The sequence below is a fragment of the Lysobacterales bacterium genome (assembly GCA_016721845.1).
GTDB lineage: Bacteria > Pseudomonadota > Gammaproteobacteria > Xanthomonadales > Ahniellaceae > JADKHK01.
Genome location: JADKHK010000013.1, coordinates 2,050,758 through 2,066,109, shown reverse-complemented (window position 1 = coordinate 2,066,109; position 15,352 = coordinate 2,050,758). Strand labels below are relative to the sequence as shown.

Below are 15,352 nucleotides of genomic sequence, written 5' to 3'. Positions count from 1 at the left end.
CACCGCTGACTCAGTGAGCCTGGTTGCCGAGCGCGCGTTCGGCGGCGGCACGCAGCACCGCCATGCGTTCGGCGCTGAAGCCGGCGAATTCGCTGCGTGGCAGCGTGCTGTACTGCATCGAGAGCGGCAGTCGCGCATCCGGCAGGGCGGTGACGCTGATCAGCGGCTGGCCCGGCACCACGGCGCGCGCCTCGGGCAGCCAACCGTCGATGCGGGTGTAGAGCATGATCGCGGCCAGCATCGACACCTCGGGCGTCGGATGCAGGGTGCGGTCGGTGAACAGCGCGACATCGGGATCGAGCTTGCGCAAGGCGGTCATGGCTTCGCCGGTATCGGCCGGCAGGGCACCGATCGCTTTCGACAAGCGTCGGGTGACGCGGCTGATCGTCAATTGTTCGCGCAGATCCACGCCCCAGGTGCCCAGCACCACGCTGCGCACACCCAGTTTGGCCGCGAACTCGGCAAAACGCTTGTGCGTGCGCAAGCTGTCGGTGCAGGCAAAGGTCGAGCGCAGTGACGGATGCTCGGCGCAGCGCAGCCAGCCACCGGCTTCCTGCAGCACCAGCACGTCGACCCGATTTGCTTTCAGGTATCGCTGCACGACGCCTTCGCGCCAGCGCTCGTTGAGAAAGCCGCCCGGCGTGACGAAGGCTTCGGTCTCGACATCGCGGTTCGGATTCTGGCTGTGGACCAGGGCCCGGAACAGCATCGGCAGGTCATTGGTGTAGGTGTAGCTGTTGCCGACGAAAACGACACGCAAGGGCTCATCGCCGGCGCGGGCGGCAGCCGGGGACACGGCCAGCACGACCCAGCAGCAACGGATCCAGAGGCAGATCCAGCGGTGCAGCAGCGAATTCATGTCGCCATCAAAGCGTCAGGGCCAGGTCGCCGTCAGTGCCGAAAGGCACGCCGGCGGTTCAATGCGGCAAGGTCGTCGCCCCATGGCAGATTCGGGGCGCGGTTCCGGCGCGCATCAGCATCAGGCCCATGCGCGCCAGCAGCGGTGTTCCGGCGCTGCGGGCACGCGCCAGATCCGGATGCATGAGGGCGGTGCTGCCCTGAGTCAGCAGGCGCAGCATGTGTCGCGCCAACAGCCGCGCGCGGCTGCGTCGGGCAATGCGGCGGCGGAACGTGGACAAGGGCAGGACGCGGCGGCGCATCGAAAGACTCCATCGGATGCACTCGGTTACGGCGAAGCGGGGACAGACCGGACAATCACGGCGGCAGCAACTTGCCGGGGTTCAGGATGCCGGTCGGGTCGAACTGCGCCTTTACGGCACGCATCAGGTCCAGCGTCGGTGCGGCGATGGCCTGCGGCATGAAGTCGCGCTTGTCGAGGCCGATGCCATGTTCGCCGGACAGCGTGCCGCCCAGCGCCAGCGTGGTCGCGAACAGTTCCGACAGCACGCGCGGCGCCTGTGCCGACTGAGCCGCATCGGCCGGGTCGAACATCAGGTTCACGTGCAGGTTGCCGTTGCCGGCGTGGCCGAAACAGACGATGGCGATGCCGCTCTCGGCGGCCAGCTCACGTGTCTTCGCGACCAGGGCCGGGAGTTTCGATACCGGCACGACGACATCCTCGTTGATCTTCTTCGGCGCCACATGTTTCAGGGCCGGTGACAATGCCTTGCGCGCGGCCCACAGGCGCGCGACCTCGTCGGCCGATTGCGCGGCATCGATCTGCAGCAGGCCATCCCCCTGAGCTGCGGCGCTGACCGCCGTGACGGCATGGGCGATGGCCGCTTCGGCACCGTCGACTTCGATCATCAACAAGGCGCCGGCCGGCGGGATGTCGGCGCCGCCGAATTCGCGCGCGAGCCGCAGAGCTTCGGCATCCATGAATTCGAGCGCGCAGGGCACCTGCGGCTGGCGCATCAGCCGGGCCACGGCGGCGGCGGCGGACGCGACATCGCGATACAGGGCGCGCAGCGTGCGCACGGCTTCCGGTTGCGGCAGCAGTTTCAGCGTCGCCTCCCCGATCAGCGCCAGCGTGCCCTCGGAGCCGATGACGAGGCGCATCAGGTCGTAGCCGGTCGCGCCCTTCGTCGTGCGCGAGCCGAGTCGATGCACGACCCCGCGGCCATCGACGCAGCGCAGCGCCAGCGTGTTGTCGCGGGTCGCGCCGTACTTCACCGCGCGCGGCCCGCCGGCATTGCAGGCGAGGTTGCCGCCGACCGTGCAGAACGGTGCACTGGTCGGATCAGGCGCCCAGAACAACCCGTGTCGCGCAGCCGCAACCTGCAGGTCGCCATTCAGCACGCCGGACTCGACGACCGCAACCCGATCGTCGGGATCGACCTCGATGATGCGATCCATCCGCTCGCAGGAGACCACGATGCCGCCGGCGACCGGCACGCTCGCACCCGTGGTGTTGGTGCCGCGGCCACGTGCGATCACCGGCACATGCAGTTCGGCGCACAGCGCGACGACGGCAGCGATCTGCTCGATGGATTCAGGCAGTGCGACGGCATCTGGCAGCACGCTGCGGCGCGAATTGTCGTAGCTGTAGGCGATGCGGGTGGCCTCATCCAAGCGCAGTGCATCGCCATCGAGCACGCCGCCGAGGCGCGACACGAGGGTGTCGATGGCGCGGCTCATCCGTCCACCCGGAAAGCATCGCGCAACCAGTCGAAGCTCGGTTCGGTGCTCGCACCGCTGACCGAGACCACGTCGAATCGGCATGGCGTGTTCGCATAACGCGGCTGGCCCTGCAGGAACAGGCGAGCCGCACGCACGAGCTTCTTCTGCTTGGCGGTCGTCACCGAATCGAGGCCGTCGCCATGGCTGGCACTGGCGCGGTAACGCACTTCGACGAAGACCAGCACCTCGCCATGCAGCATTACCAGGTCGATCTCGCCGAGGCGAAAGCGCACCTGGCGCGCCAACGGGCGCAGATCTTGCGCAACCAGCCAGCGCTCGGTCGCGGCCTCCAGCGCGTCACCGATGGCACGGGGACCGCTCACGGCAGCGGCGCGGGCTCGACGACGAGGCGCAGGGCTGTGGCCGGCTGCGGCACGCCATCGACGAAGCGGTAAAACTGCGGTTGGCGACGAATGCGGCCGAAGGCATCCGACAACAGCAAGCCGCTGGCACCGTCGATGTAACGCCCGGGTTTGGCCCGCAGGAAGTCGAGATACGGCAGCAACTGGTAGGCATCGAGACCGAAGGCAAACAGGCGCGGGCTGTTCGCGGCACTGGCCAGATCGCGCGCCAGATCGCTGCGCGCCGGCAGGCCGACCGCACCCCCGTGCGTCCACGGCGCGTCCATGAACACCAGACCGTCGAGGTCCTTGTCCTGCAGGGTCTGCAGGGCGCCGCCGTAGACGTGCGAGGTGGCCAGCATCGGCAACTGGGTGAAGTCGGCAGCGCGCAACTGCGGCAGCAACAGACGCGCGGTCGACGGACGCACGGCGATGAAGATGCCATCGGCCTTGCGTGTCTCGATGGCGGCGTCGGGGCTGCCGATCAGCGCGACCAGCGACTCCGCGAAGTCGACATCGCTGTCACGCAGCATACGGCGGCCACTGATCGAGCCGCCCAGCGCACGCAGCTGAGCGTCCAGGGCCGCCATCGCGCGTTCGCTCCAGTCTTCGTTGGTCCCGAAGACCGCGATCCGCTTCGCGCCTTCGGCGATGAATTGTTCGGCCGCCAGTGCCGCTTCTTCTTCCGGCATCAGGCCGAAGCGAAAACTGCCGTCGGCGGCGATCGTCTTCGGCTCCGGGTGATTCAAGGTCAGCAGCGGCACGCGGCCGTCGCTGGCCTCGAGGATCGCATCGACCTGGTCGCGTTCCACCGGGCCCAGGACGGCATCGGCGCCGTCCTTGAGCGCAAGCGCATACGCCTCGATCGCACTGCGCCGCGTGCCGCCGGCGTCGTAGACCTGCAGCGATTCAGCAGCCGCGAGCTGGTAGTGCATGCTCATCAAGCCGTCGAGGATGGCCTTGCCGGCCGCGGCGTATTCGCCACTGACGGGCAGCACCAGGGCCAGCTTGCGCACCGGCTTGAAGCCTTCGCGATGCATTTGACCGTCGCTGCCGGCCAGCATCGTGCCGACCGCTTCGGTGGCCGTGATCGGCGCGCGCGCGGTGCTTCACCGGCAGCCCGCAGTGCCCGTTCCAGCCAGGGCCGCAGCGGGTCATCCGCCCGCATCGGCACGAGATCGGCGCGCAGCGATTCGGTTTTTTGTGCCGCGACCATGTCCAGCAGTTCGCGCTGTGCGTCGCGGCGTTCGGCCACGGGCAACACCGCGATCAGTCGCAGGCGCGTGCGCATTGCATCGACGTAGCGGCCTTCGGCCAGAAAGGCGCGTGCCTGCAGTTCCAGCCAGCGTTCGCGCACCGCTGCGGGAATGCGCGCGTCGTCGATCGCGAGCAAGGTCGAGGCCCGGGCGGCCTGCTGTTGCGACAACGCGATTTCGGCCGCCAGCAGGTCAAATCGCAGGTTCTGTTCGGGATCGAGCTTCTTGCGCTTGATCTCGCCGAGCAAGCGCGCGACGTCATCCAGCTCGGCCTCCTCGCGCCAGGCCTCGGCGGCCCGCAGCAGGTAGTAATCGCGCAAGCCCCGCTTCTCGTCGGCGAGATGTTCGAACTCCGCCCCGGCGGCACCAAAGTCGCCGGCTTCCAGACGCTCGCGGGCGCCGCTTTCCTGCATCTGGTCGGGAACCGGCGGAACGGACTGGCAGGCGGCGAGCAGCAGCGCGGTCAGCGCGACACAGGAGGGCAGCAGACGGGGCATGCACAGGCTCGCAATTGGAAGGCAAGGCCGCGATGATAGCGAAGCCATGTCATCGAACGCGCCCCGCGAGCCCGGTTGCCTGTATGTGGTCGCGACGCCGATCGGGCACCGCGACGATCTGTCCGCGCGCGCGATCGCGACGCTCAAGCGCGCCGATCGCATCGCCTGCGAGGACACGCGTCACAGCGCGCCCTTGCTGGCCTCGATCGGGGCGGCCGCGCCGTTGGTCGCGCTGCACGAGCACAACGAAGCGCAGGCGGCGGCGAAGCTGGTCGAGCGCATGAGCGCCGGCGAGCACGTCGCGCTGATTTCCGATGCCGGCACGCCCCTGGTCAGCGATCCCGGCTTCCGGTTGGTGCAGGCGGCGATCGCGGCTGGCGTGCGCGTGGTGCCGATTCCCGGGCCGAGTGCGCCGATCGCGGCCTTGTCGGTCTCCGGTCTGGCCAGCGATCACTTCAGCTTCGAAGGCTTCCTGCCGGCGAAGTCCGGCGCGCGCCGCGAGGTCTTCACGGCATTGGCCGACGCCACCCGGACCCTGATCTTCTTCGAGGCCAAGCATCGCATCGTCGAATCACTGGCCGATGCGGTCGCGACTTTCGGCGGTGACCGCCGCGCCGCCATCGGTCGCGAACTGACCAAGCTGCACGAGACCGTCCTGCGCGGCACGCTGTCCGAGCTCGAGGCGCGTGTCGCCGCCGATCCGGAGCAGCAGCTCGGCGAGTTCGTGGTGATGATCGCCGGGGCCGAACGCGCCGAAGTGGATGCGCGACGCGATCGCAACGCGATCGCACTGGCGCGGCGACTGGCCACGGAGATGTCGGCGAGTCGCGCGGTCAAGCTCGCCGCCGAGATCAGCGGCGCTTCGAAAAACGTGTTGTATCGTGCATTGACCGACACCTGAACCCGAATCCCGCAAGGAACCCGACATGACCGACTGGTACTACGCCGATGCCGACAATCAACGCCAGGGTCCGGTGCCCGCAGACGCACTCGCGGCCTTGCACGGCAATGGCGGCTTGCGCCCGGAAACCCTGGTCTGGCGCGAGGGCTTGCCGGCGTGGACCGCCTGGCGTGAGGTGATGCACGAGGTGGTGGCTGCAGCGGCGCCGATCCCGCCGCCGCCGGGCGAAGGTGCAGCCGCCGAATCACCCTATGCGCCGCCGCGCGCGGCCTTGCATGACGAAGGCCTCGTGGTGCAGGGCCATTCGATCGTGTATGCCGGCTTCTGGAAGCGCGTGGCGGCCGTCATCATCGACGGATTCGTCACCTCGTTCGCGATGTGGGCGTTGATGATCCCGATGTTCATCGTGCTTGGCGCCGGCATCGGCGAACTGGCCACGATCAACGACGGCACCAATGTGCTGCTGACCGTGCTGTATTACCTGATGAGCATCGCGATCCCGCTGTTCTACATGGCCTGGATGCATTCCTCGTCCAGCCAGGCCACGCTCGGCAAGATGGCGGTCGGCATCAAGGTCGTGCGCACGGACGGCGAACGCATCAGCTTCCTGCGTGCCTTCGGTCGCTATTTCGCCTACATGCTGAGTTCGATGCTGCTGATGATCGGCCTGATCATGGCGGCATTCACCGAGCGCAAGCAGGCCTTGCACGACCTGATGTGCGACACGCTGGTGGTCGACAAGCACGCCTTCACCGCGCACCCGGAACTGCAGCGCGACGAGCTGGGCGGTGTCGCGATCACGGTGCTGATTCTGGTGGGACTGCTGATGCTCGGCATGATCGTGCTGATCGGCATCGGCATCGCCGCGCTGGCCGCAGGCGGCTGGCGCTGAGGGGCAGGTTGTCGTCTCCGTCGTGCGTAGCGGCGTAGGGGCGTAGCGCGCTACGCCCCTACTGACTCGACGAACGTCCCGACAAATTCAGCCACGTCTCGCGCGGCGCATTGCGCGCGATGACCTTGCCGCGACGGATCACGAACAAGCGGTTGGCGCGCAGCCGGATCGCGTGGAACGGATCTTCCGCCTGCAGCACCACCAAGTCGGCGTGGCAGCCGGGCTCGAGGCCGTAGCCGTCGAGTCCGAGAATCCGCGCCGAGTTCGTCGTCACGGCGTCGAAGCACTGACGGATCGCGGCCTGCGAGGTCATCTGCGCGACATGCACGCCCATGTGGGCGACTTCGAGCATGTCGCCGGAACCGAAGGCGTACCAGGGGTCCATCACGCAGTCGTGGCCGAAACCGACATTCACCCCGGCGGCCAGCAGTTCCGGCACGCGGGTCATGCCGCGGCGTTTCGGATAGCTGTCGTGCCGGCCCTGCAGGGTAATGTTGATCAACGGGTTCGCGATCGCCGCGACACCTGATTCGGCCATCAGCGGCAGCAGCTTGGACACGTAGTAGTTGTCCATCGAATGCATCGAGGTGAGATGCGAGCCGGCGACGCGTCCGTGCAGACCGAGCCGATGCGTTTCCGAGGCCAGTGTCTCGATGTGGCGCGACATCGGGTCGTCGGACTCGTCGCAGTGCATGTCCACGCGCAATCCGCGTTCGGCGGCGATTTCGCACAGGCGCGTGACCGAGCGCGCACCGTCGGCCATCGTGCGCTCGAAATGCGGGATGCCACCGACGACGTCGACGCCGAGGTCGAGTGCTCGCAACAGGTTCTTCTCGGCCGTGGCCGAGCGGTACAGCCCATCCTGCGGGAAAGCGACCAATTGCAGATCCAGATACGGCGCGACCTGCCGTTTCACCTGCAACAACGCTTCGACCGCGAGCAGACGGTCGTCGCAGACATCGACATGCGAGCGGATCGCGAGCAGGCCCTGGCTGACCGCGAGATCGCAATAGCGCAGCGCGCGTTCGACGATCGCGTCCAGGGTCAGCAGCGGCTTCAACTCGCCCCACAACGCGATGCCTTCCAGCAAGGTGCCGCTCTGGTTGACGCGCGGCAGGCCGTAACTCAGGGCCGAGTCGAGATGGAAATGCGCATCGACGAAGGGCGGCGTGACCAGTTGTCCGCCGGCATCGATTTCCTCGCGCGCGGTCGCCTGCAGCTTCGGCTGCACCGCGGCGATGCGGCCCGCGCGCAAGCCGATGTCGATGCCGGTCCGCCCGTCGGGCATGTTCGCGTTGCGCAGGATCAGGTCCATGGGTGCTCCATCGGGTGGTGCGTGACATTGTAGGCGCGCCGCGTGCGCCGCGATGGTGGTAAAACGACAGCCCCGAACCGCGAAGATCGATCATGTCCGAACCCGTCCGCATTCCGCATTTCATCCAGGGCCAACGCACGAACGGCGTCGGCGAACACACGTCGCCCGTGTTCAATCCGGCGACGGGCGGACAGACCGGCGTGCTCGGTCTTGCGGCGCAGGCCGATGTCGATGCGGCGGTCGCTTCGGCGAAGGCGGCGTTTCCGGCCTGGGCGGCCACCTCGCCATCGCGGCGGGCGCGGGTGATGTTCAAGCTGCGCGAGCTGATCGAGGCCAATGCCAGTCAGCTCGCGGCGCAGATCACCGCCGAACACGGCAAGACCCATTCCGACGCGCTTGGCGAAGTGGCGCGCGGACTGGAAGTGGTCGAATTCGCGAGCGGCATTCCGCAGTTGCTGAAAGGCGAGTTCACCGAGAACGTCGGTGGCGGCATCGATGCGCATTCATTCCGCCAGCCGCTCGGCGTCGTGGCCGGCGTTACGCCGTTCAACTTCCCGGCGATGGTGCCGTTGTGGATGGCGCCGGTCGCGATCGCCTGCGGCAACTGCTTCATCCTGAAGCCGTCCGAACGTGATCCGTCGGCGTCGTTGCTGCTGGCCGACTGGCTCAAGCAGGCCGGATTGCCCGACGGGGTATTCAACGTCGTGCATGGCGACAAGGTCGCGGTCGACGCGATCCTCGCGCATCCCGACATCAAGGCGGTCAGCTTCGTCGGTTCGACGCCGATCGCGAAATACATCTACGAGACCGGCGCGCACCACGGCAAGCGTGTGCAGGCGCTGGGTGGTGCCAAGAACCACATGCTGGTGATGCCGGATGCCGACATGGAACAGGTCGCCGATGCATTGATGGGCGCCGGGTACGGTTCGGCCGGCGAACGCTGCATGGCGATTTCGGTCGCGGTCGCGGTCGGCGACGACACCGCGGATGCACTGGTCGCGAAGCTGGCGCCGCGCGTGCGCGCGCTGAAGATCGGCGACGGCATGACGCCGGGCATGGACATGGGGCCGCTGGTGACGAAGGAACATCGGGCCCGCGTGAAGGGCTATGTCGACCTCGGCGTGCAGGAAGGCGCGGCGCTGGTCGTCGATGGTCGCGACCATGTGGTCGTCGGTGCCGAGAGCGGCTATTTCCTTGGCGGTTGCCTGTTCGATCGCGTGACGGCATCGATGCGCATCTACCAGGAAGAAATCTTCGGGCCGGTGCTCTGCGTCGTGCGCGTCGCCGACTACGAACAGGCCCTGCAACTCGTCAATGCGCACGAGTTCGGCAATGGCACCGCGATCTTCACCCGCGATGGCGACGCCGCACACGACTTCGTCGCGCGCGTCCAGGTCGGCATGGTCGGCGTGAACGTGCCGATTCCGGTCCCGGCCGCCTTCCATTCCTTCGGTGGCTGGAAGGCCTCGCTGTTCGGCGACCAGCATGTCTATGGCCCCGAAGGCGTGCGCTTCTACACCAAGCTCAAGGCCGTCGCGACGCGCTGGCCCACCCGCATCCGCGGTGGTGCGCAGTTCGTGATGCCGACCAATTCGTAAGCGATCCACCGACCCTCACTGCGGAGGCCTGCCATGAACGCCCAGCTCAAGCCCGTCCTGTCCACCGATCTGCGCATCAATGGCCAGCGCCTGTGGGATTCGCTGATGGAGATGGCGAAGATCGGCGCGACGCCGAAGGGCGGCGTCTGTCGTCTGGCCTTGACCGATCTCGACCAGCAGGGCCGTGACCTGTTCGTGCGTTGGGCGAAGGAAGCGGGTTGCACGATCAGCATCGACCGCATGGGCAATGTGTTCGCGCGCCGCCCCGGCAAGGACAACACACTGACGCCCGTCGTCACCGGGTCGCATGCCGACTCGCAGCCCACCGGCGGCAAGTTCGACGGTATCTACGGCGTGCTCGGCGGGCTGGAAGTGATCCGGTCGCTCAACGACCATGGCATCGAAACCGACCGCCCGATCGAAGTCGTGATCTGGACCAACGAGGAAGGCTCGCGCTTCGCGCCGGCGATGGTCGCGTCCGGCGTGTTCGCCGGCGTGTTCACGCTCGATTACGGCTTGTCGCGCGCCGACATGAACGGCGTGACCATGGGCCAGGAACTCGAACGCATCGGCTACGCCGGCGACCAGCCGATGGGCAAGCCGATCCATGCCGCGTTCGAACTGCACATCGAGCAGGGGCCGATCCTCGAAGCCGAGGGCAAGACCATCGGCGTGGTCACGCATGCGCAAGGGCAGCGCTGGTACGAGGTCGAATACATCGGTCAGGAATCGCATGCCGGGCCGACGCCGATGCCGCGCCGCAAGGACGCGCTGCTCGCCGCCGCGCGCGTCATCGACCTGGTCAACCGCATCGGTCACGAGCACGCACCGTTCGCGTGCGCAACCGTCGGCATGATCCAGAACTATCCGAACTCGCGGAACGTGATTCCAGGGCGCGTGTTCCACACCATCGACATCCGCCATCCCGAGGACGCCGTGCTCGCCGAGATGGACCGCAAGGTCCGAGAAGGCGTGGCGCGTATCGCCGCCGAAACGAAGGTCGAGGTCTCGCGCTTCGAACAGATTTTCTACTACAAGCCGGTGACCTTCGATGCCGATTGCGTGGCGTCGGTGCGCGCCGGTGCGGTGCGCTTCGGCTACTCGCACCGCGACATGGTCTCGGGCGCGGGCCACGATGCGTGTTATCTCGCGCAGGTGGCGCCGACCTCGATGATCTTCGTGCCGTGCGTGGACGGCATCAGCCACAACGAAGTCGAGGACGCCACGCCGGAATGGATCGAAGCCGGCGGCAACATTTTGCTGCATGCCATGCTCGGGCGTGCGGCGCGCTGAGACGGCTTACTCGAAACTGTCGCTGAGCAGACGATTGCCGAAGATCACGATCTTGTTCTCGGCCGGTATGCCAACGACGAGCATCTGCTGTGTCAGTTCGTAGGCAGTATTCATTGACGCGCCGCCGCCCGCCACCGTACCGAGCACGCAGTCGGATGCGTTGACCGCGCCGATCAGCGGCGCGTTGCCGTCGAGCAGGCAGACGGCTCCGGTATTCACTGGTACGACCCCGGTATCCCATAGTGGAACACGGGCGGGGATGCGGTTGTCGCCCTCAACGATCTGGCCAACGTTTCCGACCCTGTTCTCTGCCGCCGTGCCGATGAACGAGTTTCCAACACCGACGCTGAATCCGGAAATTGGCGTATTGCCATCGAGCAACGTGAACGCGCCAGTGTTGATCTGCGATGCGTTGTCCCACAAGCCGCTGCCGACCAGGACGCGGCTGTTCGGCAGCGGCGTCAGCAGGCTGCCGACGGCGTCGCTGATCTTGCTGCCGGTCAGGGAGTTCGTGGCAGCGACTTCGCCGATCGTCCCGGTGACGCCGTCGCCCCAGGTGACCGCACCCACCCCCGTGTTGGTAGCGCTGTTCCAGTTTTCTGAGCCAATCATGTAGTGGCCATTGGCCAGGGATACGGCTGCGCCGGACCCCACTCGATCATTGCTGCGCACCCCCACCAGCGAGTTCGCCGACGAGACGATGCCGGTCGTTCCACTACTGCCGTTGCCCCAGGTTGCGGCGCCGATCGCGCTGGTCGTGGCCGTGCTGAGTCCGGGCGATCGCACGACGTAATGGCCGGTGGCGAGACGAACCGCGCCGGTGCCGACGACGTCGTTGCTGCGTACGCCGACGAGCGCATTCGCTGCCGAGATCGCACCAATGGCTCCGAATGTTCCGTCGCCCCAAACTGCCGCGCCGGCGTTGGTCGCGGCCGGGCCGTTGTCCCAACTCGGCGCGAGAATCAGATAATTGCCGACACCTACTTCGATCACGGAACTCTGAGAGAAGTCGCCGGCTCGAGTACCGACCAATGCATTGGCTGCCGTCAGCGCCCCGACACTGCTCCCGTCAGCATTGGCCCAACGCAGAGCGCCCGCATTGAATTCTGCGCCGTTGTCCCAATCGTCCGAACCGACCAGATAGTGGCCATTGCTCAGCGCCAGAAACTTGAAGCCGACGTGGTCGCCCGGCGAAGTGCCGACGATTGAATTGGCGGTGCTGACGACACCGTTGGTCCCCGTACTGCCGTTGCCCCAGGTGACGGCCCCGGCGCCGCCCGCTGCGCCATTACTCCAACCTGCGCTCAAGACGGCGTAGTGGCCGTTGGCCAGGGTGCGAAGCGATGCGCCGACTGCATCCGACTGGTTGCTGCCGACCAGCGAGTTGCTGACGCTGACCACCCCGGTACGGCCGCTGGCACCATTGCACCAAGTGGCCGCGCCAGCTTCGAGCGTGCCGCCATTCGCCCATCGCGATGAGCCCACGACGTAGTTGCCGTTCGGAAGAGCGAGCACGTCGGTTCCAACCAGGTCGGCCCCTTGGCTGCCAGTCAGTGAATTCGCACTCGTCACCGGGCCAACGCAGCCGATGTTGCCATTGCACCAGGTGGCTGCGCCGACGCCATCGATGCCTGTCGTCGGGTTCGTCCACAGTGGCGACTGAACGACATAGTGCCCTTGCGTCAATCCGGTGACGCCATCAAGGCCAACGAAGTCACCATCGCTGCCGCCGACCAGGGAGTTGGCGGCCGAGACGGTACCAATTACGCCGGTCTGGCCACTGCCCCAGGTCACGGCGCCGGCATTGGTGATGCCGGCGATCACGGCGTTGGGACTGACGACCACATAGTTGCCGTTGACGAGCACGATCACGTTGCCGACGCCAACGCGGCTCTCGGCAGCATTTCCGATGAGCGAATTGGCGGCCGACACGACGCCGTTGAGCCCGCTTCGGCCATCGACAAAGGTGACTGCCCCGACTCTCGGTGCTCCGGCGTTCTGCCAGTTGATGCTCTTGATCAGGAAATTCCCGCTGGGCAACACCGTGATGCCCTCCTGTCCCACAAAGTCGTTCGGCGTACCACCGGTGACGACGCTGATCTGGGTGCCATCCGGGCGCAACAAGTAGACGGCGCCGACGGTGTTCCAGGTTGGATCGACGACCACCAGATTGCCATTCGGCAGGATCACCACGCGGTCACCGAACTTGCCACTGCCCAGAGGGCCGTTGATGACGGTTTGCGGTGCCGCCCCGAACGCCATCGGGATCAGGGCCAGCGAGGCCGTCAGTGCGAACAGCACGCGCCAGCCCAGGGACGCGGTGGAAGATTCGTTGCGCATCGCGGCACTCCTGTTGCGAACAGTGTCGCGACGATAGCCCGGCACTGGCGCCGACACCACCGACGAAGGACAGGCCGTCACTGAGTGATCGTCTTTCGCCCTACTGCATGCGCCGCAGCACAACGCCCGGCACCATCGTCAAGTCTTCGGGAATGACGCCGCTGTCGAGTCGCAAGGGCGATTCATGATGCACGCCGATGGCACGATCGCGGCCTTCGCGCTTGGCGAGCAACATGGCGCGGTCGGCGATCTGCAGCAGGGTCGAGACCTCGGCGTCCCGCCAGGGCCCCGCGACCCAGCCGACCGACACCGACAGCTGCAAGGTCGGCAGTGCATCGACTCGGGTGTCGCGGGTCGCTGCGAGGCCGCGCTGGATCAGCGATGCCGTCGCCAACTCATCGCTCTGGCTGACGATCAGGAATTCCTCGCCGCCCCAGCGCACCAGTGTGTCCGTCGCGCCGAGCACCGAGCGCCAGGCTTGCGCAATCGCGATCAGTGCTTGGTCACCGACGTCGTGACCGTGATTGTCGTTGATCGACTTGAAACGGTCGGCATCGATCAACATCAGTGAAAACGATTCGGCATTCGCGGCGCGCTGCAGCAGCATCGGCATCAACTGCAGATGAAAGTATCGGCGATTGCGGGCGCGCGTCAGCACGTCGGTGTCGGCGGCTTCGGCGAGCTCGCGGTTGGCCCGCTCGATCTCGGCGTGTTGGGCCCGCAGCAGATGTTCACCACGACGCTTCATCAGCATCCGGCTGAGCAAGGCAAGCACCAGCAAGGCCACGCTCACCAGCGCCACCGCGAGCAACAGCCGAATCGAGCGTTGCTGCGAAGCCTGCTGTTCCAGCGCGCCGATGCGCATTTTCTGCGCGCTCAATTCGGCTTCCTGGCGATGCGCTTCGAACTCGCTCTCGATACGCGCGGCTTCGCGGCGCACTTCGGCATCGCGCATCGCACCGATGATGCCGGTCGCTTCCAGTTGCATCTGGTAGGCCTCGGCATGGCGTCCGGTCGCCGACAGGTCGCCGGCCAATTCCTGCAGGGTGTCGCGCAGGTCACGCAGACGGCCTTGGCGACGTGCATATGCCAAAGCCTCGCGACCGAGGGTCACGGATTCCTCCGTGCGCTGCTGCGAACGTCGGACCGCGGCGAGCACGCGCAGCGCCGAGACATTCGGCGATGCCGCAGGTTGCCGCTTGGACGCCGCCAGCGAGCCCAGCGACTGCGCCTCGGCTTCGGCCATGTCGTGCTTGCGCAGCGCAAGTTCTGCCAGACCGCTGCGCGCGATCACTTCCGCCGTCGGGTCGTCGGTGTGCTGGCTCAGCGACAGCGCCTGATCGAGCGGCGGACGCGCGGCGTCGAGATCGCCCAGTTTCACCAGGGTAGTGCCGACATTGGCCAGCGCCGGGCCTTCGCCGGAGGGGTCGCCGACGCGACGATAGGCCTCGGCCGCGCGTTCGAAATAGTCGAGCGAGGCGCGCAATTCATCCTGATGCACCAGCAGCAGGCCGATCGTGTTCGCGGCCACCGCCACGCCCCGCGCATCGTCGCGACGTTGGCTGATATCGAGGATGTCGCGATTCAATTTCAGCGACAGGTCGTAGTCGCCGCGGTCACGCGCGATCAAGGACAGGTACGACAGGTTCTTGACTGCTTCGCCCTCGCGACCGAGGCGCTGGTTGGTCGTCAGCGCCTGTTCCAGCATCGGCATCGCGCGCTCGGGATGGCCTTGCCGCCACAACATCGCGGCGTGGCTGTTCAGCACGATCGCGACCAGCCCTTCGTCCTTGGCACGTTCGGCCAATGCCGTCGCGCGCTCGAAGGCCGCCTCGGCGTCGTCGATCCGGTTCAGGTCGCGCAACCAGCGCGCGCGCAGCACGACCACGCGGGCTTCGGTGGCCGGGTCGGTGCCATGCGCGAGACTCGCTTCGATCCTCTTCAGCAGCGCGTCGCCCTCGTCGAGCTTGCGCGCCTTCAGCAGCGCGTCCGCCCAGGTCAACTGGGCGTACACCATGAGACCACGATCGGCGATGGCTTCGGCGCGGTCGTAGGCCTGCCTGGCCATCTCCGCAGCGGCAGTCAGGTCGCGTGTTCCGGCGGCTTCGGCTTCGACGATCAGCGCGCGGATCGACTCGGCCGGCTCGGCGGATGCCGAGCGTGCCAGGGCCGCAGTACCCGACGCCGCCAGCAGCAGGCCGACCAGTGCGCCACGTCGCAACCGGTGCATGCACGTTTCTCCCATGGAGGTAGGGGCCGATTCTGGAGTGCGCTCGTGC

The 15,352-nt window shown here is 66.8% G+C and carries 13 protein-coding genes; 4 read left to right on the top strand and 9 right to left on the bottom strand.

Features of this window, described 5'->3' with window-relative positions:
• Window positions 1-10 precede the first annotated feature (10 nt).
• The 6 genes from IPP28_16775 to IPP28_16750 are packed head-to-tail and all read right to left on the bottom strand — an operon-like array spanning window position 11 to window position 4,734.
• Window positions 11-859, bottom strand: coding sequence for a hypothetical protein (locus tag IPP28_16775; GenBank protein ID MBL0042652.1), 849 nt, complete (start codon window positions 857-859; stop codon window positions 11-13).
• Window positions 860-917: 58 nt separating this feature from the next.
• Window positions 918-1,160, bottom strand: a complete 243-nt coding sequence (locus IPP28_16770) for a hypothetical protein (GenBank protein ID MBL0042651.1) — start codon at window positions 1,158-1,160, stop codon at window positions 918-920.
• Window positions 1,161-1,215: 55 nt separating this feature from the next.
• Window positions 1,216-2,598, bottom strand: coding sequence for an FAD-binding protein (locus IPP28_16765; protein MBL0042650.1), 1,383 nt, complete (start codon window positions 2,596-2,598; stop codon window positions 1,216-1,218).
• The gene (locus IPP28_16760; protein ID MBL0042649.1) at window positions 2,595-2,963 is read right to left on the bottom strand and encodes a YraN family protein; all 369 of its coding nucleotides are present in this window, start codon (window positions 2,961-2,963) and stop codon (window positions 2,595-2,597) included. The genes IPP28_16765 and IPP28_16760 overlap by 4 nt, the downstream gene beginning before the upstream one ends.
• The gene (locus IPP28_16755) at window positions 2,960-4,021 is read right to left on the bottom strand and encodes a penicillin-binding protein activator (protein MBL0042648.1); all 1,062 of its coding nucleotides are present in this window, start codon (window positions 4,019-4,021) and stop codon (window positions 2,960-2,962) included. The genes IPP28_16760 and IPP28_16755 overlap by 4 nt, the downstream gene beginning before the upstream one ends.
• Window positions 3,922-4,734 (bottom strand): penicillin-binding protein activator, encoded by an 813-nt coding sequence (locus IPP28_16750; protein MBL0042647.1) that lies wholly within the window; start codon window positions 4,732-4,734, stop codon window positions 3,922-3,924. Before IPP28_16750 ends, IPP28_16755 begins: the two co-directional genes overlap by 100 nt.
• A gap of 46 nt (window positions 4,735-4,780) precedes the next feature.
• Between IPP28_16750 and rsmI the strand changes: the two genes are divergently transcribed.
• Both rsmI and IPP28_16740 read left to right on the top strand, forming a co-directional pair.
• Window positions 4,781-5,635 carry a 16S rRNA (cytidine(1402)-2'-O)-methyltransferase gene (gene rsmI / locus IPP28_16745; protein MBL0042646.1) on the top strand — a complete coding sequence of 285 codons (855 nt, stop codon included), beginning with the start codon at window positions 4,781-4,783 and terminating at the stop codon, window positions 5,633-5,635.
• Between the two features lie 25 nt (window positions 5,636-5,660).
• Window positions 5,661-6,527, top strand: a complete 867-nt coding sequence (locus IPP28_16740; protein ID MBL0042645.1) for an RDD family protein — start codon at window positions 5,661-5,663, stop codon at window positions 6,525-6,527.
• Window positions 6,528-6,585: 58 nt separating this feature from the next.
• On the opposite strand, the gene IPP28_16735 is transcribed toward IPP28_16740, so the two are convergent.
• The gene (locus IPP28_16735) at window positions 6,586-7,842 is read right to left on the bottom strand and encodes an amidohydrolase family protein (protein MBL0042644.1); all 1,257 of its coding nucleotides are present in this window, start codon (window positions 7,840-7,842) and stop codon (window positions 6,586-6,588) included.
• A 92-nt stretch (window positions 7,843-7,934) separates the two neighbouring features.
• On the opposite strand from IPP28_16735, the gene IPP28_16730 reads away from it, so the two are divergent.
• Both IPP28_16730 and IPP28_16725 read left to right on the top strand, forming a co-directional pair.
• The gene (locus IPP28_16730; GenBank protein ID MBL0042643.1) at window positions 7,935-9,440 is read left to right on the top strand and encodes a CoA-acylating methylmalonate-semialdehyde dehydrogenase; all 1,506 of its coding nucleotides are present in this window, start codon (window positions 7,935-7,937) and stop codon (window positions 9,438-9,440) included.
• A gap of 33 nt (window positions 9,441-9,473) precedes the next feature.
• Window positions 9,474-10,733, top strand: a complete 1,260-nt coding sequence (locus tag IPP28_16725; protein MBL0042642.1) for a Zn-dependent hydrolase — start codon at window positions 9,474-9,476, stop codon at window positions 10,731-10,733.
• A gap of 6 nt (window positions 10,734-10,739) precedes the next feature.
• On the opposite strand, the gene IPP28_16720 is transcribed toward IPP28_16725, so the two are convergent.
• A complete protein-coding gene (locus tag IPP28_16720) occupies window positions 10,740-13,073 on the bottom strand; it encodes a hypothetical protein (protein ID MBL0042641.1) in 2,334 nt (777 codons plus the stop codon).
• Between the two features lie 100 nt (window positions 13,074-13,173).
• On the bottom strand, window positions 13,174-15,303 hold the full coding sequence (locus IPP28_16715) for a diguanylate cyclase (protein MBL0042640.1): 2,130 nt from the start codon (window positions 15,301-15,303) through the stop codon (window positions 13,174-13,176).
• Window positions 15,304-15,352: the final 49 nt, after the last annotated feature.

What these genes read in the sequence shown, in the direction of transcription:
- IPP28_16735 (MBL0042644.1), bottom strand. Translation starts at nt 7,842, where the DNA reads ATGGACCTGATCCTGCGCAACGCGAACATGCCCGACGGGCGGACCGGC.
- IPP28_16725 (MBL0042642.1), top strand. Translation starts at nt 9,474, where the DNA reads ATGAACGCCCAGCTCAAGCCCGTCCTGTCCACCGATCTGCGCATCAAT.
- IPP28_16750 (MBL0042647.1), bottom strand. Translation starts at nt 4,734, where the DNA reads ATGCCCCGTCTGCTGCCCTCCTGTGTCGCGCTGACCGCGCTGCTGCTC.
- IPP28_16755 (MBL0042648.1), bottom strand. Translation starts at nt 4,021, where the DNA reads ATGCATCGCGAAGGCTTCAAGCCGGTGCGCAAGCTGGCCCTGGTGCTG.
- IPP28_16765 (MBL0042650.1), bottom strand. Translation starts at nt 2,598, where the DNA reads ATGAGCCGCGCCATCGACACCCTCGTGTCGCGCCTCGGCGGCGTGCTC.
- IPP28_16740 (MBL0042645.1), top strand. Translation starts at nt 5,661, where the DNA reads ATGACCGACTGGTACTACGCCGATGCCGACAATCAACGCCAGGGTCCG.
- IPP28_16715 (MBL0042640.1), bottom strand. Translation starts at nt 15,303, where the DNA reads ATGCACCGGTTGCGACGTGGCGCACTGGTCGGCCTGCTGCTGGCGGCG.
- rsmI (MBL0042646.1), top strand. Translation starts at nt 4,781, where the DNA reads ATGTCATCGAACGCGCCCCGCGAGCCCGGTTGCCTGTATGTGGTCGCG.
- IPP28_16775 (MBL0042652.1), bottom strand. Translation starts at nt 859, where the DNA reads ATGAATTCGCTGCTGCACCGCTGGATCTGCCTCTGGATCCGTTGCTGC.
- IPP28_16730 (MBL0042643.1), top strand. Translation starts at nt 7,935, where the DNA reads ATGTCCGAACCCGTCCGCATTCCGCATTTCATCCAGGGCCAACGCACG.
- IPP28_16720 (MBL0042641.1), bottom strand. Translation starts at nt 13,073, where the DNA reads ATGCGCAACGAATCTTCCACCGCGTCCCTGGGCTGGCGCGTGCTGTTC.
- IPP28_16770 (MBL0042651.1), bottom strand. Translation starts at nt 1,160, where the DNA reads ATGCGCCGCCGCGTCCTGCCCTTGTCCACGTTCCGCCGCCGCATTGCC.